Genomic DNA, 23,603 nt, shown 5'->3' with positions numbered 1-23,603 from the left:
TCAGGCCACCTCGTCGACCAGCAAGGCGCCTGTCGGCACCCGCCCCATGACGGAAATCGCCTGCACCGCCGCCGTCACATCGCGCATCGGCGTGGCGTTCAACCTGGCGACGAGCACGATCTCGTCGACCATGGCGACAAGCGGCGAGGCATTCAGATTCTCGGCCAGCGCGCCGCCATCGACGACGACGAGTTCGAAACTGCGGCTCGCCTGCGACAGCATGTGCTGCGCGAAGTAGACGCCGTGCGCTTCCTGGAAGATCGCCTTCGGCCGGCCCCTGCCCAGCAGGGCGACGTTGCTGCCCGGGGCGTACCGGCTGACGGCTTCAAACGCATACTCGCCGCGCAACACATCGAGTATGCCGGGCTGCGGATCCTTCTGGCCGCTGCCGGTGTTGGTATCGACGAACAGGACCCGGCTGCCCCTGGCCGCCGCGGCGTTGGCGATGAGCCGTGCGATCCTGTTGCGTTGCTGGCCGTCTTCCGGCGGCGATGTCACCAGGATCGACGGCACCAGCGGCCAATCCGGCGGACGCCGGCCCGAACTGAACATGCGCCGGAGCGCCAGACCGACGACAGCGTCCGTCTTCTGGCTGGACGCGACGGCCGGGCTCGTGCCGAAAGGCCACCAGCGCCATCCTGCCTTTCCTCCCGCCGGCAGGATGCCAAGCACGGGGGCATCGATGGTGAATTGCATCTGGTTGCTGGAAAGCACGGTCGGCGAGGAGTACTCCGCGATCAGCGCGAGGCCAGTGCCCAGCCCCAATCCGCCAAACACGGCGCCAAACAAAAGCAGCCCCAGCGGCGGCCAGCTCTTTTTCTGCGCTGGCATCGCATCCGAAATGACACGCGCGTTGGTGCTGTCGACATTGATCTGCTCGCGCGTTTCCTGGGCCCGCTGCAGGTAGGTTGCGTAGACCGAACGGACCGCCTCGAGATCGCGCTGCAATTCGCGCAGCCGCACGGATGCCTGGTCGGTGTCGAGCGATTTGTTCTTGAGGCCGGCGACCTTCGCTTCCAGCGCCTGCTGGTTGGCGAGCGCCCGCTCGTAATCGGTCTCGGCGGCCGTCCGGATCCGGCCGAGCTCGCGCGCGATCAGCTGCCGCGTGTCACGCAGTTGCTGCTGCGCGGCGATCATCGACGGATGGCGCGGTCCCAGTTCCGTGCCAAGCTGCGAGACCTGGTCGACAAGCGTTGCCTCCTGTGACCGCAGGCTCGAAATCACCGACGAGCGCATCGCTTCCGAGGTTGCGTCCGGCGTGCCGCTCTGCCTGCGCATCTGGTCGACCTGCGCCTTCAGCGTCGCGGTGCGGCTTTGCGCCGCCGACAGTTGCGTGTTGAGCTCGGTCAGTTCCTGGTCGCTGACCAGATTGCCCGCTGTCATCACCATGTTGTTGGCGGACTTGTAGGCCTCGACGGCATTCTCGGCCTGCTGGACGCGCTTGCGCTGTTCGTCCAGCCGCGCGGTGATCGACTCCGAGGCATCGGTGGCGGATTTTGCGCGCGCGCTCGCCTGGTCGGCCAGATAGGCTTGTGCGATGGCGTTGGCCAGAAGGGCTGCCTTGTCGGCGCTCTTGGCGGTGACGATGACGTCGATGACCAGCACCTTGTCCGCCCGCTTCACCGCCAGGCGCCGGCGCAGGCCGTCGAGCGTCTGCACCGTCCTGTCGGTCGCGGCCGGACCCGAACCGAGCAGGCGCGACAGCATGCCCTGCCCGTTGAACTCCGGGTCGTCCGTCAGATTGGTTGCCTTGATCGCCCGCAGCAACACGCCGGTCGACTGGACGACGCTGACCTGGCTTTCAACCTGCGTGATGCCGCCGTCGGGCGCCAGTCCGCTCGGATTGATATCGTTGGTGACGACTTGCAGATCCTGCGGATCGATGATGATTTCCGCCACCGAGCTGTAGAGCGCGGGGGTGAGCAGGCCGTAGAGCAGGGTTGCGAGCGTCAGCAGCACGGCGGTGCCGATGATCCAGACGCGGCGGCGCACCAAAATGCGCTTCAGATCGCCAAGCTCGACAGTCGAAGGTGCGTATGATCCCGCTGATTCCACCGATCCCGCTTCCGGAAAGTATTGCTGAGGCACCACGGGCAGAGATGATAGCATAGCTGCCTCCTACAATACTCCATTTGCCTGCAAGACAAAATTGCGGCGTGAGCCTAGCTATTCCTCCAATTGTTAAAACATTATTAATTATGTTCGGAGCTCGCATGAATTTTGGCACGGAGTTTGCTTAGAACGAAAACGGAGTGTTGAGATTGCAAAACTGAGCAGGAGACGGGCATAGATGAAGCAACACTTCAACCGGGCCGGCCGTGTCGGCGATGACATGCGCCAAACCGTCGGGCCTTCGATATGCGGGTAAGCCTTCGCCTGGACAGCCAATGCGTCCGCGCTTTTCATGTCCTGTTGCTTCAGCGCCTGGCCTCGCATCCGGGGGTGACGCTGGTCGTCGACGCCCGGCCGGCTGGCGGCGGCATCCCGCGCAGCGCCGAGGCCTTGTTCCAGCTTGAAACAGCAATACATGGCTTGTCCCGCGATGGGTTGGCCAGGCACGTGCCACTTTCGCAACTCGCTCCCTACCGCACGGAGCAGCCCTCACCCGACCTGGTGCTCGACCTCTGTGGTGACGTCAGGCTGGAAGGCACGCGAGTCTGGCGCGTCACCTACGATGGCGCCAGTGGAGAAGCGGCGCTGCTGGCCTTGATCCTCAACGGCCAGACGCCGCTTGCCCGGATCGAGGAAGACGGCGTTGCGATTGCCGCCGGGCGCCTGGGAACCGAGTATGGCGGCATCGCGCTGGCTTCCTTCCAGGACATGCTGGCGCGCACGGCGAGCCTGATCGTCGCGGCGATGACACGTGCGGCCAAGGCCGTGCCGGTGCTGCCCGACCTGACGCAGATGGGTGCCCCGCCGCCAATGCCCTCGGCCGGCAAGCTTGCCGTCAGGGCGGGCAAAGCGCTGGCGCGGCGGATCGTCCAGAAGATCTACCATCTTTGCTACAACGCCCCGCACTGGAAGGTCGGCTGGCGGCAAACCGGCGGCCAGGACCTGTACGACCTGCGCGTGCATCCGGCATCGGGCTGGCAGGTGCTGCCGGACGATGGCAGCCGCTTCTACGCCGATCCATTCCCGATCGTTTACCAGGGCCAGGTCACCCTGTTCGTCGAGGACTATATCCACCGGCTCGGCAAGGCCATCATCTCCGCCGTGCCCTTCGGTCCGGCAGGCCCGCTCGGACGCCCCGAGCCCGTGCTCGAACTGCCCTACCATCTCTCCTACCCCTTCGTCTTCGAGCGCGACGGTGAGGTCTGGATGGTGCCGGAAAGCTGCGCCAACGGCACGGTCGATCTCTACCGCGCGACCGCCTTCCCGGGTGGCTGGGTCAAGGAAGCCACACTTCTGTCCGGCGTCGTCGCCAGCGACGCCACGCTGGTCGAACATGGCGGCCGCTGGTGGATGTTCGCCACCGTCAGGGAGGGTGAAGGCACCATCCGGGATGGCGCGGGCGCCTTCTCCGACGCGCTTCATCTGTGGTCGGCGCCGGATTTTCGCGGCCCCTGGACGCCGCATCCGCACAATCCGGTGCTGATCGACATCGCCTCGGCGCGCCCGGCCGGCCGCATGGTGAAACGCGGCGACCAATTGCTGCGACCGGTGCAGGACTGCCGCAGGAGCTATGGCGCGGCTCTCGGCATTGCACGCGTTTCTCACCTTGATTTGATCGGCATGGAGCAGGTCGTTGAGACGATCTTAAATCCAGGTGCGCTATGGGGTGGGCGCAAGCTGCACACCCTCAACGAGGCGGGCGGCTTCGAGTTCATCGACGGTTCGGCGATCGCACCGCGCTGGAAGCAAGGAAGTGGCGGCCGGCATTAACCTAAAGATTGGTTACTACCAGTCGCGCGCGCAGGTTGCTTGAGGTTGATTTGGGTCCGGGCGTATTTTCCACCACAGATTGCAGAGCAGGAACATGACGAGCAGAAAGGGCAGCGAAATGACCATCGCAGGGGCTGGCCCAGCCGAAGTCGACGTGGCGATCGTCGGCGCCGGACTGGCCGGCACGACCTTGGCAATGGTGCTCGGAAGAGCCGGCCGCAAGGTGGCGTTGATCGATCCGCACCACACCCATCCCGATGAGTTCCGGGCCGAGAAGCTTGGCACGGGCCAGTCGCGCCTGTTCGAGAAACTGGGACTCAACTCGATCGTCCTGCCGCTGATGACGGCGATGGACGACATCCATGTCTTCCGCCTTGGCCAATTGTTCTCACGCGATCGGCGTCTGGAACATGGATTCTCCTATGGCGCGCTGATCAATGGCTTGCGAGCCGCCTTGCCGCGCGAGGTGCCGGTGACCGTGGCCAAGGTCGCCGAGATCACCACCGGGCCGGACAAGCAGCGGCTTGTTCTGACCACAGGCGACATCATCGACGCCCGGCTGGTGGTTGTGGCCACTGGCCACAGCGAGGCGGTGCGGCGCGCCGTCGGCGTCCGCCGCATCGAGGACTCCAAGGCTCATTCGCTTTCGATTGGATTCGATCTGGCCACGCCGCCGGGCGAATTCGGCTTCCAGGCCGTCACCTGTTTCGGCAGGCGGGCCGAAGACCGTGTCGCCTATCTCAGCGTTTTTCCCATCGGCGGCGTCATGCGTGGGAACATGTTCGTGTATCGGCAGGCGGGCGAGCCTTGGACTAAGGCGTTCCGCAAGGATCCGCAGAAAATGCTTTGCGAACTCATGCCGGAGATCGCCGCGCAGTGCGGGAACTTCAAGGTCGACGGGGCCGTCGAGATCAGGCCGATCGATCTGACGCGAACGGAAGGACATCGGCGTGACGGGGTTGTCTTCGTCGGCGACGCCTTCTGCACGACCTGTCCAACGCCGGGCGTCGGCATCGAGCGGGTGATGACCGATGTCGATCAGCTCCATTCGGTTCACATTCCGCGCTGGCTCGAAACACCAGGAATGGCGGCCGACAAGATCTGCGCCTTCTACGACGACCCGGTCAAGATCGCTGCCGATGAGCACGGCATGAGGGCCAGCGTCTATGCCAAGGCGATCACCACCGGCACAGGGCTGGAATGGCGCATCCGCCGCCTGCGCAACAACACCGCGCGCCAGCTGATGATCGTCGGCCGCAAGATGCGGCATTTGGGACAGCGGCGGGCGACGGCTGTCGGCGGCGAAGCGTCATAGAACAACCCCGTCGCCTGGGTCACCCCAGCGTCAATCCAGCCTTGCGCGCCTCCTCGCGCAGGAACGGCAGCCCGACGCCGATCACATCGTCCGGATTGTCGGCCACCGGCCGCCATACCGCCAGCCCGCCGGCTATGTCGACATCGACATGGTTCATGCTTTCCAGCGTGATGGCGCCGGTGTAGCCGATGGCGGCGATCGCCTTCATGCAGGCCGCCCAGTTGAGCATGCCGCGGCCCGGCACGCCACGATTGGCTTCCGAGACATGGACGTAGCCGAGATAGGGCGCCGCGGCGCGGAAGCCGGCCTCGAAACTCTCCTCCTCGATATGCATGTGGTAGGTGTCGAGATGGATGAAGATGTTGTCGGCGCCGACGCGCTCGATGATGTTTGCCGCATCGATGCCGCGATTGATCAGGTGCGTTTCGTAGCGGTTGCAGGGCTCGATGCCGAGCTTCAGCCCATGCGTCTTGGCTGCTTTCGCGGCGCGCGTGAGGAAGCTGCACATGCCGTCGATTTCTTCCGCTGTCGGCGCGCGTCCGGACGTCTTGCCGATCGTACCGTAGGTGACGCCGCCGAGCGCTTCACTGCCCACCGCTTCGCAGACGGAAAAGGCCGGTTCCAGGAAAGCCAGCGCCTCGTCCGGCCGCGCCACCACGTCGAGCGAGGCAGGCAGGCCGAGCGACGGGATAAGTTCGACGCCTTGGCGCTCGGCGAAGGCGCGCGTGCGTTTGGTGTCGATCTCCTCGGGGCGCAGCAGCGGGATCTCCAAGAGGCCGATGCCGAGCCCTTTCAGCCGCTCCATCTGCGGCTCGATCAGGTCGAGGTCCCAGACCGGTGCGATGGCGAACGTGTGCAGTCCAAAAACATTCATCAGCTCTAGCCTCTCTGTTCGTGCGCCGCCGCGGCGCTGGTGTCGCCGCCGCCGACGATGCGGCCGACGACTTCGTTCATGTTGGTTTTGGCGGTGACCAGATTGGCCTCGGCGCGGCCATGGCGCAGGACCACGATGCGGTCGGTGACCGCCAGCACGTCGTTCAGCCGGTGCGAGATCAGGATGACGGCGATGCCTTCCGACTTCAGCCGGCGGATGAGATCGAGCACGCTCTGCACCTCACGCACGGCGAGTGCCGCCGTCGGTTCGTCCATGATCACCAACCTCGGGTTGAAGGTCAGCGCCCTGGCGATCGCCACCGTCTGCTGCTGGCCGCCCGAGAACGAGCCGACCGAGCGGTTGATCGATGGCAGATGCGCGCCGAGCCGCTCGATCATCTTGCCCGCCTGACGGTCCATCTCGGCCTTGTCGACGAAACCCGGAATGAGCCCGAACAGCTTCTTCGTCGGCTCGCGGCCGAGGAAGATGTTGGCGGCCACGTCCTGCTGTTTGGCCAGCGACAGGTCCTGGTAGATCATCTCGATGCCGAGCTGGCGCCGCTGGCCGGGGTCGAGCGGCAGGATGTCCTTGCCGCCGAGCTCGATCGAGCCGGCATCGGCGCGGTAGATGCCGGTGATGGTCTTCATCAGCGTCGACTTGCCGGCGCCATTGTCGCCGACGAGGCCGATCACCTCGCCGGCCTCGACACTGAGGTCGACGCCATGCAGCACGTCGACCGCGCCAAAGCTCTTGCGGATGCCGTGCAGGGTGAGAAGGGTCATACGCGTGACTCCTTCCTGACCTGATACTGGTCGATGAACACCGCCAGGATCAGCACCGCGCCGATCGCCATCTGCTGGTAGTAGGATTGCACCGCCAGCAGCGTCAGCCCGTTCTGCAGCACGCCCATGATCAGCGCGCCGATCATGGTGCCGAGGATCGAGGCGCGGCCGCCGAACAGATTGGTGCCGCCGATGATCGCAGCGGTGATCGCGGTAAGCTCATAGTTGATGCCGGCGGTCGGGTCGCCGGCATTGACTCGGGCGGTGAACAGCAGGCCGGCAAGGCCGGCGAGCGCCCCCGACAGCGTGTAGATGATGCGGCGATGGTGTTCGACACGAATGCCCGCGGCGCGCGCCGCGCCCTCGCTGTCGCCGAGCGCCAGCGTGTGGCGGCCAAAGCGCGTGTAGGCCAGCAGGCAGTGCGCGACGATGGCCGTCAGCACCAGCAGGATGACCGGCATCGGAATGCCGAACGGCCGGCCCTGGCCGATATAGACGATCTCGGGCGGCAAGCCGTAGATCGCCCTGCCCTGGGAGATGACCAGCGCCAGCCCGCGCGCCAGGCCCAGCATGCCGAGCGTGACGATGAAGGCCGGCACGAAGGCGCGGGTGACGAGCTGGCCGTTGATGTAGCCGGCAAGGCCGCCAGCGATGATGCAGGCGCAGACCGCGAACACCGACGGCCAGCCGAGATTGACGGCAACAAAGGCCCCGGCGACGCCGGCCAGCCCCATCACCGAACCGAGTGACAGGTCGAGCCCGCCCGAGCCGATGACAAAGGTGGCGGCGATCGCCAGCACGCCGATGGTTGAGGTGGCCAGCAGGATGTTGAGGAAATTGCTGAGCGACAGGAAGTACGGCGACAGCACCGCCATGACGGCGCTCAGCGCCACCAGCACCAGCAGCGATTCGAGCCTTATATGCAGCCGCTCGACGGATGCACGCTGCACCCGGGCCCAGAAACCGGGCTGCGCCATTTCGGAAGCCATGCTTTTACACCTTTGAGAGAGGTGGCCGGCGCGGAAGTCCCGCGCCAGCCTTCGGGGAGTTACCCCCAGTCCTGGGAGGGACTATTTCACATATTCGAGCATCGGCTCCTTGCCGGCGTCGAGCACATCCTTGGTCAGCACCAGTGTCGGCACGGCGATGCTGTCCTCGACCTTGTCGCCGGCCAGTGCCTTCTTGACGTTCTCGACCGCCTGCTTGCCGACGAGGTAGGGCAGCTGTGCCACCGAGGCATTCAGCCGGCCATCCTTGATCGACTTGACCGCATCCGAATTGCCGTCGACGCCGATGATCGTCACCTGCGGGCCTTTGCCGGCGGCGTAGACGGATTCGACCGCACCCAGCGCCATGCCGTCATTGGCACAGAAGATGGCGACGAGATCGGGATGCGCCGTCAGCGTGTCGGTGGCGATCGAGGCCGCCTTGCCGCGATCCCAGTCGCCCGGCAGCGAGGCAACGATCTCCAGCCCCGGCGCCAGTTCCTTGAGCTTGTCGGCAAAGCCCTTGGCGCGCTTCTCGCCGGTGATGTTGCCCGACAGGCCCTCGATCACCAGCACCGGCCCCTTGGCATCCTTGCCGAGCTTGGAGACGAGATAGTCGGCCCCTTGCGCGCCGGCCGCACCATTGTCGGAGCCGATGTGGAAGGTGACCTTGATGCCTTCCTTGTCGAGCACTGCCTGGTCGAGATTGTTGTCGAGGTCGACGATCTTGACGCCGGCCTCCTGCGCCGCCTTCAGGCACGGCAACAAATTGGTCGAGTTGATCGCCGCGGTGATCATCGCCGCCGGCTTGCGCTCCAGCATGGTGTTGCACAGGTTGAGCTGCGGCTCCGCCGCCTGGTCGCTTTCGGCCGCCTGCTGGAAATACTTGACGCCGGCCTCCTTGGCGCCTGCTTCGACGCCCTGGGCCATCGCACCCCAGAACGGGTTGGCCAGCGTCTTCATCAGCACGCCGTATTCGGCTTCGTCGGCCTTGGCCACGGAGATGGCCGAGAGCGCGATTGCCGCACCCAAAGCCAAAGTAAATCGATTTATCTTCGGAACGAACGATGTCATTTTATTTTCCTCCGGTTGATGTCACGTGCCGCGAGCCAAGGCCAGGTGCAGCGCTACTGCCTGTCGACAATGGGGGCTATTGTCGGTTTCCTCCCCCGGAATGCGGGCCGTTGCCTGGCGAGCCAACGGATTCCCGCATCAAAACCTGGCACGGTTCGAGCCGCGCTAGCGGCGGCCCCTCCCCGCCTTCAATCCTGGCAAACAACGCCTCCATGGCGTGGCCGGCGATCTGGCGCACCGGCTGCACCACGGCGGCGATGGCCGGCCATGTCACCTGCATCCATTCGGCATCGTCGAAGCCGACCAGCGAAATGTCATTGGGGCAGTGCCAGCCGCGCCGGCGGAATTCGGACAGCGCCACCAGCGTGCCCTTGAGGAATAGCGAATAGACGGCCGTCGGGCGTTTGCCCCCGGCCTTCCCTTCGCACTTGTCGAAGTAGTCGCGCAATTGTGCCCGCAGCGGTTCGACATTGCTTTCGGCGAGCACGACGTCGATGCGCATGTCCAGCGCCAGCGCCAGCGCGGTGCCGCGAAACCCGTCGAGTCGGGCGCGCACGGTGGCGGCCTGTTCGCCCAGGCCGATAACAAGGATGTGGCGGTGGCCCTTGCCGATCAGTTCGCGCGCCACCTCGGCACTTGCGGCCGCACTGTCGGCCGATACCGTGTCGAAGGCGTCGTCGGACAGCACGCGGTCGATCAGCACGCCGGTCATGCCGTTGGCCTTCATGAATTCGGCCGCCGGGCCATGCTCGTTGCGCACCGGCGCCAGCACCACGCCGGCGACGCGCCAGTCATGCATGCGTTCGAGGATTTCCTTCTCGCGCGCTTCGGATTCACGGCTCGAGGCGGCCACCAGCGTGTAGCCGCGCTGCTCGGCCAGGCTTTCGAGCTGGGTGACCATCTGGCCGAAGAATTCGCTTTCGAACTCCGGCATGATGGCGCCGATGATGCGGCGCTTGGCCCGCCGCATGTCGGAGGCCAGCGGATCGACACGGTAGCCCAAATGCTCGACGGCATCGAAGACACGCTGCGCATTCTCGGGCTTCACCGTGGTGACGCCGGCCATGACTTTCGAGACGGTGGCGGCCGACACGCCGGCACGGCTTGCCACGTCGTGGATCGACGGACGCCGCTGCTGGCCCTGCCTATGCGCCATTGGTCCTCCTCCCGAGGCGCGAACGTCAGCATTTTTCGTCCGCTGCCAAAATGAGTAAATCGATTTTTCGCAGTTGTAAATCGTTTAATCGGAGGTAATTTACACCTCGAAAAAGCGCGATTGGATCGCGTCGGGAGGAATTGCCATGTCCAACAGCGCCTTGCCGCTGGTCATCAGCGCGCCGGAACCACGCACGCTCGACCTCATCTTCACGCCGCCGCAGCTGGCGCGCTTGCGGAAAAAATACCGCATCGTCGAGACCACACCCGACGGCGTGGCGAAGCTGCCGGCCGATGTGCTGGCGGAAGCCCGCTACATCGTCGGCCAGCCGCCGATCCCGCCTGAAACGCTCGATCAGATGAAGGCGCTGCGTTGCGTCTTCAATGTCGAGACCAATTTGATCAACAACATGCCCTACGAGACGCTGTTTGCACGCGGCATCCATGTCGTCACCACCGGCCTGGTCTTCGCCGAGCCGGTGGCCGAGCTTGGCCTGGCCATGGCGCTCAACCTCGCCCGCAACATCGTCGACGCCGACCTCGCCTTCCGCCGCGGCGAGGAGCTGTGGGGCGGCGACGGCAACCAGACGGCCCGGCTGCTGTCGGGCGCCGATGTCGGCATCGTCGGCTTCGGCGATCTCGGCCGCGCGCTGAACCGGCTGCTGTCGGGGTTCCGCACCCGCACCAAAGTCTTCGATCCCTGGCTGCCGCCGTCGATCCTGATCGACAATGGCGTCGAGCCGGCCTCGCTCGACGAGGTGCTGTCGCAAAGCGATTTCGTCTTCGTCGTCGCCTCGGTGACCAGCGAGAACCAGGGGTTTCTCGGTGCTGATGCGTTCGCGACAATGCGCAAGGGCGCCGCTTTCATCCTGCTCAGCCGCGCCGGCGTCGTCGACTTTCCCGCGCTGATGGCGGCTGTGAAAAGCGGCCACATCGTCGCCGCCAGCGATGTCTTCCCGGAAGAGCCGCTGGCGCCGGACCACCCCGTACGTGCCCTGCCCGGCTTCCTGCGCTCGGCCCATCGTGCCGGCGCCCTCGACATCGCCTTCAAGCGCATGGGCGACATGGTGCTGGAGGACATGGACCTGATCGATCGCGGCCTGCCGCCGCTACGCTCGAAGCGCGCCGAGCGCGAGACGGTGTCGCGCATGCGCTCGAAGCCGGTGGACAAGAATTGACGGGAGAGGTTGGAGCCCGCTCATCCCCGAGCACCGGAACCTTTTGCGCGGCGTTTGCGTTCTTCACCCGGATCGTTTCCCATTCGATCCGGAGTTCCTCCAATCAGATGCCCCGTCAGGCTCCAGCCGGCGGGGTTTTTTTATCCGCGCGGCCAGGACCGAACGCACCGATTTCCTGTTTTCGGAACAATCGTCCCGCCGTGAAGTTTTGAAAGCAGCCGGGCGGTGGGAAGCCCGGTCTACTCCAGAAGGCCCGTCACGATTCGCGTCGGTGGCGGGCCTTTTTCGTTCCGTCCCCTCGCGGCGTGCGGAACCTTCCAAACAAGGCGACGTTGGTCCTCGCCGGTCAGGCAACAATCCGCGAAAGGGAAAACTCCATGGGAAGCACCAGCGACAAGGCTTCGGGTCTCGCCAATCAGGCCGTAGGCAAAGCCAAGGAAGGTGTCGGCAAGGCCGTCGGCAATGACCGTCTGCGGGCCGAAGGCGCCGCGCAGGAAGCCAAGGGAAAGGTCCAGAAGGCCGTTGGCGACGCGAAGTCCGCCGTCAAGGACGCGACAAACAAGACGGCAGCCGCGATCAACAAGAACCTGTGAGGGTTCTTTGCCCTTTGTAGGCAACCGAAGGCCGCCCGTGCGAACGGGCGGCCTTCGCCGTTCAACGATCTGAAATCGCAAGGAACGCATTGCCATCCGGGAGATTGAGCCAACAGCGCAGCCCGCGCGTTCAATTCCGAAGGGTTACCGGCATGGCGAAGCAAGCATCAAAATCGGTTGGTATGGCCGCGACGATTCACGATCAGAAACTGCAGCGCGGCGCAGGAGGAGAACTGCACCAGGTCGCATCCGGCTCGACGCCGGTGCTGACAACCGCCCAGGGCGGAGCGGTTTCCGACGACCAGAATTCTCTCAAGATCGGTGCCCGGGGTCCGACGACGCTGGAAGACTTTCACTTCCGCGAAAAAATCTTCCATTTCGATCACGAGCGGATTCCCGAGCGTGTCGTCCATGCCCGTGGCTATGGCGCTCACGGCTATTTCGAAACCTATGAATCGCTGGCGAAATACACGCGTGCAGACATCTTTCAGCGCGCCGGCGAAAAGACGCCGGCTTTCGTCCGCTTCTCCACCGTCGCCGGCAACAAGGGCTCTGCCGATCTTGCCCGTGACGTGCGTGGCTTCGCCGTCAAACTCTATACGCAGGAAGGCAACTGGGACATCGTCGGCAACAACATGCCGGTGTTCTTCATCCAGGATGCGATCAAGTTTCCCGACCTGATCCACGCCGCCAAGGCCGAGCCCAACAGCGACTTCCCGCAGGCGCAGACCGCGCATGACAATTTCTGGGACTTCATCTCCCTCACCCCGGAAAGCATGCACATGATCATGTGGGCGATGTCCGACAGGGCGATCCCGCGTTCCCTGCGCTTCATGGAAGGCTTCGGCGTTCACACGTTCCGGCTGGTCAACGCCAACGATGAATCGACCTTCGTCAAATTCCTCTGGAAGCCGAAGCTCGGTCTCCAGTCGGTCGCCTGGAACGAAGCGGTCAAGATCAACGGCGCCGATCCCGACTTCCATCGCCGCGACCTGTGGGACGCGATTCACGCGGGCAACTTCCCCGAATGGGAACTGCAGCTGCAGCTTTTCGATCAGGCGTTCGCGGACAGCTTCGACTTCGACATCCTCGATCCCACCAAACTCATCCCCGAGGAAGTGCTGCCGCCGATCGCGGTCGGTCGCCTGGTGCTCGATCGCATGCCCGACAATTTCTTTGCCGAGACCGAGCAGGTCGCGTTCATGACGCAGAACGTACCGCCCGGCGTCGACTTTTCGAACGACCCGCTGCTGCAGGGCCGAAATTTCTCCTACCTCGACACGCAGATCAAACGGCTGGGCAGCACCAACTTCACCCACCTGCCGATCAACGCACCCAAATGCCCCTTCCACAATTTCCAGCAGGACGGACACATGGCGATGCGCAACCCGGTTGGGCGTGCCAACTATCAGCCGAATTCATGGGGCGAAGGCCCCCGTGAATCACCGGCCAAGGGGTTCCGGTCGTTTGCCGAGGTCGAAGACGGACCAAAGGCTCGGTTGCGGTCGGAAACCTTTGCCGATCATTACAGCCAGGCACGCCAGTTCTACATCAGCCAGCAGCCCGTGGAGCAAGGACACATCGCCTCGGCGCTGACTTTTGAGCTGAGCAAGGTGCAAACCCCGGTCATTCGCGAGCGTATCGTTTCCCATCTTCTGAACATCGACGATGGGCTGGCCGGCAAGGTGGCGGACGCGCTCGGCTTGAAAACGATGCCCAAGCCCGCCGATGCGGCCGTTGCGACGCGCCGGGATCTCGCTGCGTCGGACGCGCTCAGCATCCTCAAGAACGGCCCTGGCCGTTTTGAGGGTCGCAAGCTCGGAATCCTGGTGACCGATGGAACGGATGCCGGCGTGCTGAATGCCGTCAAGCTGGCGTTGACCAAAGCCGGCGCCAGCTTCGAGATCATCGCGCCAAAGGTCGGCGGAGCCAAGGCCAGCGACGGCAGCTGGATCGAGGCTCAGCAGATGATATCAGGCGCGCCATCGGTTCTCTACGACGCCATTGCGCTGTTGCCGGCAAAGCCGGCGATGGCAGGGCTGTTGAAGGAATCCACCGCCCGCGACTTTGTCGCGGATGCCTTCGCGCATTGCAAGTTCATCGGCTTCGTCGAAGCGGCAGCTCCGCTGTTGTCCAAGGCCGGAATTACCGAGGATGAGGCGGTGATTCCACTGTCATCCGCCAAGGATGTCGCTGGCTTTGTCGCAAGGCTCGGCGAGTTGCGCTGGTGGGCACGTGAGCCGAAGGTGAAGTTGGGGTGAATTCGGCCTGCACCGGTGACGCGCAGGGATCAGGCAGGAGCCGGTGCCGACTGCGCCTCACGCATCCGAAGGATCGCTCCCTGCGGCATCGGCACCCCGACCGGTCGGAAAGATCCGCCTGAGGATGTCGCGCGCGATCTCGGCCCGGTGCTTGTCCTGGCCGCGCAACTCGACGCCGCTGAGTTTTGCCGGAGCGCCGTCCGCATGGTCCCACACCATCCAACTGCCAGGTGTCTCCTGCAGGCACTCGAATCTGTCTCTTGGCATCAGGCGAGTCTGTCTCTCGGCATTAACTGTCCCCCGTTTGCATAACCCGGCGATCGAGGCAGCGTTGGCCGACGCGGGGAATTGGATTGAGCGGGGGCCCGGGTCCCGCGTCGGCCAAGGCGGCTCCTGAGGTCAGCTGCGTTGCTAACCTAGCGAGTTGCCGGCGGCCGAACAATTGCACGGGTTGCTGGGTACGGTTTCGGACAGTTCGCCGGGGACTCGCTATGCGATTGTCGGAAGCGTACAGTCGCTTTGTCGCTGGCCACTCAATGGGCGCTGGCGCTTGAAAGAGCCGATCGCGCTTTCGCCCCGAGGATGGGACAAGCGCAGTGACCTTCAACGGCTCAGCGGATTCAGATCAGCTTTCGATTCTTTCCAAAGTGCTCGATGACTACTGCCGTCAGGCCGGCATTGCCGCGGGTCACCCGGCCAGGGAACGTCTTGGACGCCGCGTCATGGAACTGTTCCAGGGCGGCATGGACAAGGCCGAGGACCTGCCTGCGGCCATGAACGCCAGCTACGACGAATGGCTCGGCGAGGTTGATCTGCCGTCATCATCTTTACAGCAGGCCGCTTTGTGGGCGGATGACGACCAGTCAGCAATCACGGAACCATCCTCTGCCGAGACAGTTGGTTCGGGTGGCGGCGGAGCATCGCGCTTCCCTCAAGCTGATATAGCGGAGCATTCCGCTAATTCGTCGCCACGCCCGCTCCAGGGAAGAGATCCGGAATAGCAGCGCGTTCTGGCCAAGGGCGCTTGCCGTCATCCCAGGCGCGGCTCAGGCAGCGCGGCCAAACTCGCTCTCGACGATATCGAGAAGCAGGCCGTCATTGTCTCGGCCGACGGGCTCCCTCATTCGCCAATCGCACCCCGACCGGTCGAATTCGATGGGCGCCGAATAGAATTCGGCGAAACCGAGAACCAGTCGTTCCGCGTCAGCCACGGACAGACCGCTGTGGCGATCGGCCACCTGCGCCGCCAGAACCGGTATGTTGACGATTCCAAACTCGTAGATTGTCTTGACCAGCGTGTGGTTCAGGTCGTCACGCAGCTCGATCGGGTAGTTGTTCATGGCAAACTCCTGTCCTTTGGACTGGGTTTTCCCTCACTTTCACCATGCGCCGACGGCTTCGTTAAAGCAAGACAATTCGTAAATTTTCATTAACAAAATCAATTAGTTAGTATGTTTAGCCGGTGGCACAACCCAAGCACTGTGAGTACGTGGTGCAACAAAAGCGTTTGACTGTCTCGGAACCAAATCGGCCATTGGCAGATTGTGAGCCACATAAGTCACTTACTCATTCGGCTCACCGGCCCGCACGCCGGCAGAAGGAGGCCCACAATGACCGACAATCTTGAGCGCCCCGAACGACTGCAGGTCATGCTGAACGAGGAAGAATTCGCCGCGCTCGACACTTGGCGCTTCGACAAGCGGATGCCGAGCCGCGCGGCCGCGGTGCGTGAACTGCTTCGTCGCGGCCTGGCCGCGGAGGGCTTTCTGCATGCCAGCAGTGGAACGCGTTCCGCCGACTTCGGTCTACTGAGAGGTGAAGAAGACAAGCTTGCCGGCAAGGCAAAGGTTACAGGCGGATGAAAAAGCGCCTCCGGCTGTCTGGCGCCCTGCGGCTTGATAGGGCCGGCAGGGGTTGAAACGTCTCAGTCTTGGATGCCGAGGATTTGGCCCTGACCCTGGTCAATGGCGTAACCGCCTGAAACTCTCAAGCAATTCGCTTTCATTGCTGCAGCCATTCTCGAACAGCCAGAACACCGTGGCTGCGAGTTGCTGCACGTTCGGCTCCAGAGACATGCGGTCAAGTTTGCGTTCGCAGCAGATCTGATCGAAGACGCGCTGGCACGGTTGCAGATCGGACGGATAGAAGCCGGGATGGCGCTTGTTAAGGCTCGACATGAGAAGCTCCTCGCGGAGCAGCGACCCATTTGCCTGACGCTGTGAATCGAAAAATGAAATCGGCCGCGGGCAGAGTCAATATCCACGCCACCGACCGTAAGAATCGTACAATCCACACCGCCGATGGGGTGATTACGAGGGGTCATTCGCCACGCGTCCGAACGAGCCGCCGGACCAGATGTGACGAAGCGCGTTTGTCATTAGTCGGCGGATATTGTCGATCATCACCGGGATCCGACGCTCCAACGGGATATGTCGGTTTTGTACCAAGAGGCGCTTGGTACGTTTCCGACACTAACGTTCCGATCGATCTTTTCGTATGCGAACGACGTTGGGGGGCGCCGTGCATCGAATTTCAGACCGTATTTCTAGGTTTCTTCGTTCCGAGCCCCCATATACAGGCCATCGTCGGCACGTTGATACGGGCGCGGACGGCTGGGAGATCGAATGGCTCTTGCCCTGCATTGGGCCGCGCCATGACTAATCCCGACAAAAACCCTGATCCCGATAAAGGCCACCAATTCCGAAATGAGCTGTTGAGGCGCATGAGCGCGGACGATCTTGCGCTGCTCAAGCCGCATATGCAGCGCTGCGATCTGCCGTTGCGCATGATGCTGGTCACCCCCAATGTGCCGATCGAGGCGATCTATTTCATCGAACAGGGCATTGGCTCGGTGGTCGCCAGGACGACGAGTGGCCACGAGGCCGAAGTGGGCTTCATCGGCTTCGAAGGCATGACGGGATCTTCGCTGGTGATGGGCGACGACCGTGGGGTGCATGCGTGTTTCGTGCAGCTCGAAGGCGAGGCCATCCGCATCGCAGCCAGCCCTTTCAACGCGGCGCTTGCGGCAAGTGCGACCTTGCGAATGTTCCTGCTGCGCTTCGTCAACGCCCTGCAGACCCAGACCGGCTGCACCGCGCTCGTCAACGCGCGGCTGAAGCTCGAGGAGCGGCTGGCGCGGTGGCTGCTCATGTGCGACGACCGGGTGCCCGGCGAACGCCTCGCCATCACGCACGAATTCCTGGCCATCATGCTTGGTGTGCGGCGGCCCGGCGTCACCGTTGCCCTGCAGCTGCTGGAAGGCCGCGCGCTGATCCGCTCGCGTCGCGGTGAGATCGTCATTCGCGACCGCGCCGGGCTGGAAGAACTCGCCAATGGCAGTTACGGCGAAGCGGAGGCCGAATATGCCAGGCTGATCGGCGCGGTCGACGCCGGCTGACGCATCATGCGTCGTTGTCCGGTCCGCCGGCCTGAAGCACTGCTTGCGACGCAGCGGCGCCGGCGCCGCGGTCGATGTCGTCTTGGACGACAAGCCGCACCGGCGGCGAATAGGGTGGCATGCTGATCTGGTGCCATAGCCCTTCGAACTCGTCCTTTGTGCCCGGATGCTCGAAGAATGGCACGCGGAGATCGAGCGGCGTAACGTCGAAGCGTTGCCCCGTCAGGATGTTCTCGACGATGAAATGCTTGTCGAGAATGCCGCCTGGGGACATCAGCCAGCCTCGGACCACGCGATAGCCGGGGCTTTCCGCGACAAGGTCATCGGCATTCTCATGCGCGTCGTAGCCGCCCGGGAGCCCCGAACGCAACTTGACATATCTGTAGGGGATCAAGACGGCAGACCTGCTGCCGGCGCGAAGCCTTGCAAAAAGACTCAAGACGCGCGCCTGGCGCGCGGCATCGGGCTCCCGGTGGCCGGCTTGCCCGACGGCGTGACGTCACTGTCCCGGGCAATTGGCATACCGGCATGCTCCAGGCTTGCGAGCTTGCATTTCGTCTGTTCGGCCGCCGCCCCGACCAGGCAATCGATGGTGAACATGGCGCCGGCGTGATCGCTCGCGGCGACCGCCTGGCGTATCTTGCTCAATTGCGCTTGCGTATAGTCCAGAAGCTCGACCAGGCCGGTATGATCCAAACCGCCCTCCATCACAGGATGTCGAGTGGCCGATCCAGGTCGCTCTTGGCAATGGATTACGCCTATTTGCATGGCTTGCATAGGCGGATTGTCAAAAACGTACAGTCTTCGTGTCGCCGGCTGCGGTATTGTCCGAAGGTCCCATTCGCGAAATCAATGCAATGTGCGAGATTGCACGAACATAAGCTATCGCTTGAATAACGGTCCGTACGTCCGTCGCGGGGGCGATGTGCCAATTCGCGAGAACCTCGCCGCCAACCTCAGGCGGCTGATCCAACGCCACGCCTCCGTGAGCGCGGTGTGCCGTGAGCTTGGCCGTCGTCCTTGGCCGCCGCGGCAGCGGGCTCACGGTACAACTCATTCTCGTCGATCTTGAAGAAGGCGCAGATCAGCCTGGCGGTGGTCTTGTTGGGAATGGCGTGGCCTTGCAGGTAGCGCTCGAACTGGGTGCGGTTGACGTCCACGCGTCGCTGCGCCAGACGCTTTACGAAACCATGGTGCGCCCGCCTTCGCCCGCCATCGCCGGTGGCACCTATTTCACCTATTTCTCGATCCCCGGCCGCCCCGAACTTCTGATGCGCTCGGTCACCTTCGTGCGGCGTGAGGCCGAGCTGGTCACCTTCAGGCGGGTGACGCGGTGGGCCCCGGGCGATGGCCAGGGCGGAGCACGGGTGCCCGGCGACCACTACGGCGTGGTGATCTCGCGCCTGAACTGGATCTATTTCAGCGGCGTCAACCGCCGCCAGACCAGCGAGCCGACGATCGTTGCCGTGCAGTGGGCCCCGATCTCGGAGCCGGTTCTGGTCGGCAGCGCCTTCGTCCTGACCGGATCGGGACCAGCCTGCGTGTCGGCCATCATGCGGCAGGACGTCACCCGGATCAGCAAAAGGCGAGCGATGCAGATGGCCCATATCGTCAGGCTCGATGACCCCAGCGTCGATCGGCTGGTGGTCAGTCTCGCGCACGAGGCCTGATCCACCGGCGGCGGCCGAGAACGTTCGCGCTCAGCCGAGGCGGAGCGTGTCGCGTGCGATCTGCCATGCGGATTCGACGTGCCGGCGGGCCGCGGCCTCCGCCTGGTCTGGCTTGCGCGACCGGATGGCATCCATGATTTCGGTCATCTCGGCGATCGCCGGCTCGCGCCGGTTCTGCGACGCGATGGTCATCGAGCGGAGCTGGTTGATGCGGACATTCAGACCCGTCACGATTTCCCAGGCAATGCGCTTGTCGGCCGCCTCGAACAGCGTTTCGTAGAATTTGGTCGTCGCCCGCATCACCTCGACCGGCGCGCCTGACGCCCACGCGTCAAGCAGGTTCGTCAAGGCGGCATCGAGCGAAGCGATCTGCGCGTCGGTCGCCGATAGTGCGCAAGTCCGCGCCGCGATGCCCTCCAGCAGAGCCCGCAACTCGTAGATTTCGTCCGTGCGGCCGAGATCCGGCCTGGCGACGGCAGGGCCATGGCCCGGTATCATCTGCACCAGGCCTTCCGCCTCCAGTTGCCGCAGGACCTCGCGCACGACGGAACGGCTCACCCCGAGCTGATCGCAAAGCGGCCGCTCGACCAGCCTTTCACCGGGCTGGAAATGGAAACCCATGATCGCCTCGCGCATGCGCTCCAGCGCCAGCGTCCTCAACGTCTTGGCAGAGCGGTCGATCCGCAGCGTATCGTCTGACATGTCTTCTCCGCCTTCCCCGCCGTCACAAAACAGATTCCGAAGCCGATTGACAAGGTCTTTGGCGCTCCATAGCATGGTATACCATAAGACGATACAGTGATGACGGCGCCGCATAGCGCCCTCGCGACCGAGGACTTTCATGAAACCGGCCATTCGGAAGACCGTCACCTACATCGAGAACACTCTTATCGAGGGCGGCAAGGCGGCGCCGAAACCGTTGCGCCTGATCGGCGTGGCCGCCGTGCTGACCAACCCCTGGGCCGGCCGCGGTTTCACCGACGACCTGTCGCCCGAGATCCGCGCCTTTGCTCCCGTCCTCGGCGAACTGCTGACCCGCGAAATCATCGCCATCGCCGGTTCGGGCGAGGCGATAGAAGGCTACGGCAAGGCTGCGATCTGCGGGACTTCGGGCGAGATCGAGCACGCATCCGCGCTGATCCATACGCTGCACTTCGGCAATCACTACCGTCGCGCGGTCGGCGCCAAGACTTATCTCGCCTTCACCAACCTGCGCGGCGGGCCGAACACGCCGATCATGATCCCGCTGATGGACAAGAACGACGAGGGCCGCCGCTCGCACTATCTGACCGTGCATTTCCAGATCGGCGACGCGCCCGCGCCCGACGAGCTGGTGGTGGCGCTTGGCGCTTCGATCGGCGGCCGCCCGCACCATCGCATCGGCGACCGCTACCAGGACCTCAAGGAGGTCGGAGATCTGCATGGCTGATATCGCCGCCCCCGCATGGGTCCGCAACACGGCTCCGGACGGTACCGGCTTCATCCGCGCCGGCTCCGGCGCGCCGGTTCTGCTCATTCACGGCGTCGGCATGAACGCGACGATCTGGCAGGATCAGATCGCTCAGATGCAGGACCGCCACGACCTGATCGCCATCGACATGCTCGGCCACGGCGTTTCACCGCTGCCACCCGAACATGCCGCCCTGTCGGATTTCGCCGATCAGGCGCTGCGCCTGCTCGACCATCTCGATCTCCCTTCGGTATCGATCGTAGGTCATTCGATGGGCGCGCTGGTCGCCCTGGAAATCGCCCTTCGCTCGCCTTCGCGCGTCGACTCCATCGTCTGCCTCAACGCTGTCTTCCGCCGCCCCCCGGGCCTGGCGCAGGCGGTGCGCGAACGCGCCGCCGCGCTCGGCACGCATGGCGATGCCGCGGCCGTCGCGGCAACGCTTGCCCGCTGGTTCGGCGACCCGCTGCCGGCCAGCCTTGCCGGCGCGGCCGCAACGGCGCGCGCCGCCCTTGAAGGCGTCGACGCTCAAGGCTACGCGCGCACCTATCGCCTCTTTGCCCATGCCGATGCCGCCCACGCCGACGCCCTGGCGGGGCTGGCGGCGCCAGCCTTGTTCATGACCGGGTCGCAGGACAGCAATTCGACCCCGGCCATGTCAGCCGCGATGGCGCGGCTTGCGCCGCGTGGTCAATGCCTGGTGCTCAGCGGAGAAAGGCACATGATGGCAATAGCTTCTCCCGAGAAAGTGACTCAACACATCAGCGCCTTTCTCGACGCCGGGGAAGCCGCGAAGCCGCAGGCCGATGCCACGTTCGACAGCGGCGAATTCCGGCGCGCGCTCGGCTCCTTCCTGACCGGCGTCACCATCGTGACCACGATCGGCGCCGAAGGCGACCCGCGCGGCTTCACCGCCAACTCCTTCACCTCGGTCTCGCTCGAACCGCCGCTGGTGCTTGTTTGCATCGCCAAGCCAGAAGGCCCACTCCGGCATCTTTGCCTCCAAGGCCGCCGACAAGTTCGAGAAGGCGCTGGGACACAGCGCCTTCTCGACATCGAAAGGCTTCGCCATCAACGGAGCTTGTGGTGCCCACCCCGACACAGCGCGGCCCGAAATCATGCTCCTGATGCATACATTCGTCGCCGAGGACGCGGCCGACGCCGACCGCCTCGCGCAGGATCTGTCGCAATTCTACTGCCAGTTCGGCGCCTGGTTCCAGAACAAGAAGCCGGTGCGCCAGGGCATATTGGAAACGCTGACCGATGCCGAGATCGCGGCCATGCCGCAATATGCGCCGGACAAGATCAGGCAGAACCTCGTCATCGGCGAAGCCGACGAGGTGATCGCCAGGCTGAAGGCCTACGAGGCGCTCGGCTACGACCAGTATTCGATCTGGATCGACAGCGGCCTTTCCCATGAGCGCAAGAAGAAGTCGCTGCAGCTCTTCATCGACAGGGTGATGCCGGCCTTCTGCGAGCCGAAAGCGGGATCGCAATGAGCACCGCCGAATTCAGGAACTACATAGACGGCAGCTTCGTCGATGCGGCGGCGACCTTCGACAGCATCGACCCGTCGACCGGCACGGCATGGGCCACGATGCCCGCCGCATCGTCCGATGACGTTGACCGCGCCGTCGAAGCCGCTCACCGGGCGCTGCGCTCCGGCCCGTGGGCGGCGATGACGGCGACGGCGCGTGGCAAGCTTCTGGTGCGGCTCGGCGACCTGGTGGTCGCCAATGCCGATCGGCTGGCCGGACTCGAGACGCGCGATACCGGCAAGATCATCCGCGAGACCCGCGCCCAGATCGCCTATGTCGGCGACTACTACCGCTACTATGGCGGGCTGGCCGACAAGCACGAAGGCTCGTTTGTCCCCATCGACAAGGCGGACATGGAAGTGACGATCCGGCCCGAGCCGATCGGCGTCGTCGCCGCGGTCGTGCCGTGGAATTCGCAACTCTTCCTGTCCGCCGTCAAGCTCGGGCCGGCGCTGGCGGCCGGCTGCACCGTCGTCCTCAAGGCGTCCGAGGACGGCCCTGCCCCGCTGCTGGCTTTCGCCGAGCTCGTCCATGAGGCGGGCTTTCCCGCCGGCAGCGTGAACATCGTGACCGGCTTCGGCCATGATTGCGGTCACCGCCTGACCAGCCATCCGCTCGTCGCCCGTGTCGCCTTCACCGGTGGTCCGGCAACCGCCCGGCAGATCGTCAGGAACACCGCGGAAAACCTTGCCTACACGACGCTCGAACTTGGCGGCAAGAGCCCGGTCGTGGTGTTTGCCGATGCCGATCTCGACAGCGCCGCCAACGCGGTCGTCGCCGGCATCTTCGCCGCCACCGGCCAGAGCTGCGTCGCCGGCTCGCGCCTGCTGGTCGAGCGTTCGGTGAAGGACGAATTCCTCGCCCGGCTCAAGCACAAGGCCGAGGCGATCCGGATCGGCGATCCGCAGGATCCGGCAACCGAAATGGGGCCGCTGGCCACGTCGCGGCAGCGCGAATGGATCGAGAAGATCGTCGCGGCAAGCCTTGCCGCAGGGGGACGGCTGGTCACCGGCGGCGAAAGGCCCGCCGGTCACGCCGGCGGCCTCTACTACGCGCCGACGATCATCGATGCCAATGACAACACCGGCTTGCCGTGCGTGCGCGAGGAGCTGTTCGGTCCCGTGCTCTCCGTGATCGCCTTCGACGCGGAAGCCGAAGCCCTGGCGCTGGCCAACGACACGCCGTTCGGCCTGGCGTCCGGCGTGTTCACCACCAATCTCGCGAAAGCCCATCGCATGGCGCGCGGCATCCATGCCGGCGTAGTCTGGATCAACACCTATCGCGCCGTCTCGCCGCTGGTTCCGTTCGGCGGCTATGGCCAGTCGGGCCTCGGCCGCGAAGGCGGCCTCGATGCGATCCGCGACTACACGCGTTCGAAGTCGGTGTGGATACGCATCTCGGACGACCCGATTCCCGATCCTTTTGTCATGCGGTAGCCGCCGCGGACGGGG

Annotated in this window: 23 protein-coding genes and 2 pseudogenes; 13 read left to right on the top strand and 12 right to left on the bottom strand. The window is 64.3% G+C overall.

What is annotated here, in order from left to right:
* On the bottom strand, positions 1–2,109 hold the full coding sequence (locus AC1RZR_RS15030; protein WP_481828775.1) for a GumC family protein: 2,109 nt from the start codon (positions 2,107–2,109) through the stop codon (positions 1–3).
* Between the two features lie 249 nt (positions 2,110–2,358).
* On the opposite strand from AC1RZR_RS15030, the gene AC1RZR_RS15025 reads away from it, so the two are divergent.
* Together AC1RZR_RS15025 and AC1RZR_RS15020 are read left to right on the top strand one after the other, a co-directional pair.
* The gene (locus AC1RZR_RS15025) at positions 2,359–3,882 is read left to right on the top strand and encodes a glucosamine inositolphosphorylceramide transferase family protein (RefSeq protein WP_477278648.1); all 1,524 of its coding nucleotides are present in this window, start codon (positions 2,359–2,361) and stop codon (positions 3,880–3,882) included.
* Between the two features lie 94 nt (positions 3,883–3,976).
* Positions 3,977–5,197, top strand: a complete 1,221-nt coding sequence (locus tag AC1RZR_RS15020; RefSeq protein WP_481828774.1) for an FAD-dependent oxidoreductase — start codon at positions 3,977–3,979, stop codon at positions 5,195–5,197.
* A 19-nt stretch (positions 5,198–5,216) separates the two neighbouring features.
* Here the strand turns inward: AC1RZR_RS15020 and AC1RZR_RS15015 are convergent, their stop codons facing one another.
* The 5 genes from AC1RZR_RS15015 to AC1RZR_RS14995 all read right to left on the bottom strand — a co-directional run bounded on the left by AC1RZR_RS15015 (position 5,217) and on the right by AC1RZR_RS14995 (position 10,069).
* Entirely contained in the window at positions 5,217–6,071 is an 855-nt protein-coding gene (locus AC1RZR_RS15015; RefSeq protein ID WP_477278357.1) for a sugar phosphate isomerase/epimerase family protein, read from the bottom strand.
* Positions 6,072–6,076: 5 nt separating this feature from the next.
* On the bottom strand, positions 6,077–6,853 hold the full coding sequence (locus tag AC1RZR_RS15010; protein ID WP_477278355.1) for an ATP-binding cassette domain-containing protein: 777 nt from the start codon (positions 6,851–6,853) through the stop codon (positions 6,077–6,079).
* On the bottom strand, positions 6,850–7,842 hold the full coding sequence (locus AC1RZR_RS15005) for an ABC transporter permease (RefSeq protein ID WP_477278353.1): 993 nt from the start codon (positions 7,840–7,842) through the stop codon (positions 6,850–6,852). The genes AC1RZR_RS15010 and AC1RZR_RS15005 overlap by 4 nt, the downstream gene beginning before the upstream one ends.
* An 81-nt stretch (positions 7,843–7,923) precedes the next feature.
* Positions 7,924–8,913, bottom strand: coding sequence for a sugar ABC transporter substrate-binding protein (locus AC1RZR_RS15000; RefSeq protein ID WP_481828773.1), 990 nt, complete (start codon positions 8,911–8,913; stop codon positions 7,924–7,926).
* A 76-nt stretch (positions 8,914–8,989) separates the two neighbouring features.
* Entirely contained in the window at positions 8,990–10,069 is a 1,080-nt protein-coding gene (locus AC1RZR_RS14995) for a LacI family DNA-binding transcriptional regulator (protein WP_481828772.1), read from the bottom strand.
* Between the two features lie 145 nt (positions 10,070–10,214).
* Between AC1RZR_RS14995 and AC1RZR_RS14990 the strand changes: the two genes are divergently transcribed.
* The 3 genes from AC1RZR_RS14990 (at position 10,215) to katE (ending at position 14,100) form a co-directional block, all read left to right on the top strand.
* Entirely contained in the window at positions 10,215–11,246 is a 1,032-nt protein-coding gene (locus AC1RZR_RS14990) for a hydroxyacid dehydrogenase (protein ID WP_481828771.1), read from the top strand.
* A gap of 377 nt (positions 11,247–11,623) precedes the next feature.
* Positions 11,624–11,839 (top strand): CsbD family protein, encoded by a 216-nt coding sequence (locus tag AC1RZR_RS14985; RefSeq protein WP_019859538.1) that lies wholly within the window; start codon positions 11,624–11,626, stop codon positions 11,837–11,839.
* Between the two features lie 152 nt (positions 11,840–11,991).
* A complete protein-coding gene (katE, locus tag AC1RZR_RS14980; protein WP_481828770.1) occupies positions 11,992–14,100 on the top strand; it encodes a catalase in 2,109 nt (702 codons plus the stop codon).
* Between the two features lie 57 nt (positions 14,101–14,157).
* Here the strand turns inward: katE and AC1RZR_RS14975 are convergent, their stop codons facing one another.
* Positions 14,158–14,367, bottom strand: coding sequence for a hypothetical protein (locus AC1RZR_RS14975; RefSeq protein WP_477278343.1), 210 nt, complete (start codon positions 14,365–14,367; stop codon positions 14,158–14,160).
* A 329-nt stretch (positions 14,368–14,696) separates the two neighbouring features.
* On the opposite strand from AC1RZR_RS14975, the gene AC1RZR_RS14970 reads away from it, so the two are divergent.
* Positions 14,697–15,101 carry a hypothetical protein gene (locus tag AC1RZR_RS14970; RefSeq protein WP_481828769.1) on the top strand — a complete coding sequence of 135 codons (405 nt, stop codon included), beginning with the start codon at positions 14,697–14,699 and terminating at the stop codon, positions 15,099–15,101.
* 45 nt (positions 15,102–15,146) lie between these two features.
* Here AC1RZR_RS14970 and AC1RZR_RS14965 read toward each other — a convergent pair whose 3' ends face one another.
* Positions 15,147–15,440 carry a hypothetical protein gene (locus AC1RZR_RS14965; protein ID WP_481828768.1) on the bottom strand — a complete coding sequence of 98 codons (294 nt, stop codon included), beginning with the start codon at positions 15,438–15,440 and terminating at the stop codon, positions 15,147–15,149.
* 270 nt (positions 15,441–15,710) lie between these two features.
* On the opposite strand from AC1RZR_RS14965, the gene AC1RZR_RS14960 reads away from it, so the two are divergent.
* Positions 15,711–15,962, top strand: coding sequence for a hypothetical protein (locus AC1RZR_RS14960; RefSeq protein ID WP_481828767.1), 252 nt, complete (start codon positions 15,711–15,713; stop codon positions 15,960–15,962).
* 99 nt (positions 15,963–16,061) lie between these two features.
* Here the strand turns inward: AC1RZR_RS14960 and AC1RZR_RS14955 are convergent, their stop codons facing one another.
* A complete protein-coding gene (locus AC1RZR_RS14955; protein WP_481828766.1) occupies positions 16,062–16,277 on the bottom strand; it encodes a hypothetical protein in 216 nt (71 codons plus the stop codon).
* A gap of 476 nt (positions 16,278–16,753) precedes the next feature.
* On the opposite strand from AC1RZR_RS14955, the gene AC1RZR_RS14950 reads away from it, so the two are divergent.
* Entirely contained in the window at positions 16,754–17,497 is a 744-nt protein-coding gene (locus AC1RZR_RS14950) for a Crp/Fnr family transcriptional regulator (protein ID WP_481828765.1), read from the top strand.
* A 4-nt stretch (positions 17,498–17,501) separates the two neighbouring features.
* Here the strand turns inward: AC1RZR_RS14950 and AC1RZR_RS14945 are convergent, their stop codons facing one another.
* Positions 17,502–17,891 carry a hypothetical protein gene (locus AC1RZR_RS14945; RefSeq protein ID WP_481828764.1) on the bottom strand — a complete coding sequence of 130 codons (390 nt, stop codon included), beginning with the start codon at positions 17,889–17,891 and terminating at the stop codon, positions 17,502–17,504.
* Between the two features lie 41 nt (positions 17,892–17,932).
* Entirely contained in the window at positions 17,933–18,193 is a 261-nt protein-coding gene (locus AC1RZR_RS14940) for a hypothetical protein (RefSeq protein ID WP_481828763.1), read from the bottom strand.
* 311 nt (positions 18,194–18,504) lie between these two features.
* On the opposite strand from AC1RZR_RS14940, the gene AC1RZR_RS14935 reads away from it, so the two are divergent.
* Positions 18,505–19,167: a hypothetical protein gene (locus tag AC1RZR_RS14935; protein ID WP_481828762.1), complete on the top strand. Its 663-nt coding sequence runs from the start codon at positions 18,505–18,507 to the stop codon at positions 19,165–19,167.
* A 30-nt stretch (positions 19,168–19,197) separates the two neighbouring features.
* Here the strand turns inward: AC1RZR_RS14935 and AC1RZR_RS14930 are convergent, their stop codons facing one another.
* The gene (locus AC1RZR_RS14930; RefSeq protein WP_477278327.1) at positions 19,198–19,869 is read right to left on the bottom strand and encodes a GntR family transcriptional regulator; all 672 of its coding nucleotides are present in this window, start codon (positions 19,867–19,869) and stop codon (positions 19,198–19,200) included.
* Between the two features lie 139 nt (positions 19,870–20,008).
* On the opposite strand from AC1RZR_RS14930, the gene AC1RZR_RS14925 reads away from it, so the two are divergent.
* From AC1RZR_RS14925 to AC1RZR_RS14910, 4 genes and pseudogenes are all read left to right on the top strand, one after another.
* Entirely contained in the window at positions 20,009–20,596 is a 588-nt protein-coding gene (locus AC1RZR_RS14925) for an amino acid synthesis family protein (RefSeq protein ID WP_481828761.1), read from the top strand.
* Positions 20,589–21,690: pseudogene (locus AC1RZR_RS14920) on the top strand (alpha/beta fold hydrolase); the annotation flags it as partial. The gene AC1RZR_RS14925 and the pseudogene AC1RZR_RS14920, both read left to right, overlap by 8 nt.
* A pseudogene (locus AC1RZR_RS14915) lies at positions 21,688–22,113 on the top strand (LLM class flavin-dependent oxidoreductase); the annotation flags it as partial. The pseudogenes AC1RZR_RS14920 and AC1RZR_RS14915, both read left to right, overlap by 3 nt.
* Positions 22,110–23,588 (top strand): aldehyde dehydrogenase, encoded by a 1,479-nt coding sequence (locus tag AC1RZR_RS14910; RefSeq protein WP_477278319.1) that lies wholly within the window; start codon positions 22,110–22,112, stop codon positions 23,586–23,588. The pseudogene AC1RZR_RS14915 and the gene AC1RZR_RS14910, both read left to right, overlap by 4 nt.
* Positions 23,589–23,603: the final 15 nt, after the last annotated feature.

This window comes from Mesorhizobium bavaricum, assembly GCF_056781655.1.
This window is presented reverse-complemented; position numbering and strand designations above follow the sequence as displayed.

Bases quoted from the DNA above. Each gene is read 5' to 3' on its own strand.
- AC1RZR_RS15030 (WP_481828775.1), bottom strand. From the start codon at position 2,109: ATGCTATCATCTCTGCCCGTGGTGCCTCAGCAATACTTTCCGGAAGCG.
- AC1RZR_RS15025 (WP_477278648.1), top strand. From the start codon at position 2,359: ATGCGGGTAAGCCTTCGCCTGGACAGCCAATGCGTCCGCGCTTTTCAT.
- AC1RZR_RS15020 (WP_481828774.1), top strand. From the start codon at position 3,977: ATGACGAGCAGAAAGGGCAGCGAAATGACCATCGCAGGGGCTGGCCCA.
- AC1RZR_RS15015 (WP_477278357.1), bottom strand. From the start codon at position 6,071: ATGAATGTTTTTGGACTGCACACGTTCGCCATCGCACCGGTCTGGGAC.
- AC1RZR_RS15010 (WP_477278355.1), bottom strand. From the start codon at position 6,853: ATGACCCTTCTCACCCTGCACGGCATCCGCAAGAGCTTTGGCGCGGTC.
- AC1RZR_RS15005 (WP_477278353.1), bottom strand. From the start codon at position 7,842: ATGGCTTCCGAAATGGCGCAGCCCGGTTTCTGGGCCCGGGTGCAGCGT.
- AC1RZR_RS15000 (WP_481828773.1), bottom strand. From the start codon at position 8,913: ATGACATCGTTCGTTCCGAAGATAAATCGATTTACTTTGGCTTTGGGT.
- AC1RZR_RS14995 (WP_481828772.1), bottom strand. From the start codon at position 10,069: ATGGCGCATAGGCAGGGCCAGCAGCGGCGTCCGTCGATCCACGACGTG.
- AC1RZR_RS14990 (WP_481828771.1), top strand. From the start codon at position 10,215: ATGTCCAACAGCGCCTTGCCGCTGGTCATCAGCGCGCCGGAACCACGC.
- AC1RZR_RS14985 (WP_019859538.1), top strand. From the start codon at position 11,624: ATGGGAAGCACCAGCGACAAGGCTTCGGGTCTCGCCAATCAGGCCGTA.
- katE (WP_481828770.1), top strand. From the start codon at position 11,992: ATGGCGAAGCAAGCATCAAAATCGGTTGGTATGGCCGCGACGATTCAC.
- AC1RZR_RS14975 (WP_477278343.1), bottom strand. From the start codon at position 14,367: ATGCCAAGAGACAGATTCGAGTGCCTGCAGGAGACACCTGGCAGTTGG.
- AC1RZR_RS14965 (WP_481828768.1), bottom strand. From the start codon at position 15,440: ATGAACAACTACCCGATCGAGCTGCGTGACGACCTGAACCACACGCTG.
- AC1RZR_RS14960 (WP_481828767.1), top strand. From the start codon at position 15,711: ATGACCGACAATCTTGAGCGCCCCGAACGACTGCAGGTCATGCTGAAC.
- AC1RZR_RS14955 (WP_481828766.1), bottom strand. From the start codon at position 16,277: ATGTCGAGCCTTAACAAGCGCCATCCCGGCTTCTATCCGTCCGATCTG.
- AC1RZR_RS14950 (WP_481828765.1), top strand. From the start codon at position 16,754: ATGACTAATCCCGACAAAAACCCTGATCCCGATAAAGGCCACCAATTC.
- AC1RZR_RS14930 (WP_477278327.1), bottom strand. From the start codon at position 19,869: ATGTCAGACGATACGCTGCGGATCGACCGCTCTGCCAAGACGTTGAGG.
- AC1RZR_RS14925 (WP_481828761.1), top strand. From the start codon at position 20,009: ATGAAACCGGCCATTCGGAAGACCGTCACCTACATCGAGAACACTCTT.
- AC1RZR_RS14910 (WP_477278319.1), top strand. From the start codon at position 22,110: ATGAGCACCGCCGAATTCAGGAACTACATAGACGGCAGCTTCGTCGAT.